Source organism: Vogesella urethralis (assembly GCF_007644045.2).
In the GTDB taxonomy this organism is placed as follows: Bacteria; Pseudomonadota; Gammaproteobacteria; order Burkholderiales; family Chromobacteriaceae; genus Vogesella; species Vogesella urethralis.
Genome location: NZ_VMDW02000110.1, coordinates 1 through 733 on the forward strand (window position 1 = coordinate 1; position 733 = coordinate 733).

At 69.2% G+C, this 733-nt stretch carries 1 protein-coding gene; it reads right to left on the minus strand.

All coding sequences use genetic code 11. The annotated features are described in order from the left end of the window. The coding region (locus FLQ03_RS19165) for an Ig-like domain-containing protein (protein ID WP_206210993.1) at positions 1-733 on the minus strand (733 nt) is incomplete at both ends.

Sequence of the window (733 nt, forward strand, 5' to 3'; positions counted from 1 at the left end):
GGCGATGTTGCCGGAGTTGCTCGTGCCGCTGCCGGTGTTACCGGCGGCGTCGTTGACGCCGGCCAGGTTGACGCTGAGCGCGTTGGTCGCAACGGTGACGCCGCTGTTCGGCGTCAGCGTGGCGGTCCAGGTGGTGCCGCCGTCGCTGCTGGCCAGGTTGCTCAGCGTGCCGTTCGGCACCGTCACATCTGCCGCAGTGAAACCCGTCACCGCCTCGCTAAAGGTGAAGGTGACGGTGGCGGTGTCGCCCACTTGCAGCGCGCTGTCGCTGACGGTGACGCTGTTCAACGTTGGCCGCGCGGTGTCGATGGCGAGGTTGCCGGAGCTGCTCGTGCCGCTGCCGGTGTTGCCGGCGGCGTCGTTGACGCCGGCCAGGTTGACGCTCAGCGCGTTGGTCGCAGCAGTGACGCCGCTGTTCGGCGTCAGCGTGGCGGTCCAGGTGATGCCGCCGTCGCTGCTGGCCAGGTTGCTCAGCGTGCCGTTCGGCACCGTCACGTCGGCGGCGGTGAAGCCGCTGACCGCTTCGCTGAAGGTGAAGGTGACGGTGGCGGTGTCGCCCACTTGCAGCGCGGTGTCGCTGACGGTGACGCTGTTCAACGTTGGCCGCGCGGTGTCGATGGCGATGTTGCCGGAGTTGCTCGTGCCGCTGCCGGCGTTACCGGCGGCGTCGTTGACGCCGGCCAGATTGACGCTCAGCGCGTTGCTGGCGGCAGTGACGCCGCTGTTCGGCGTC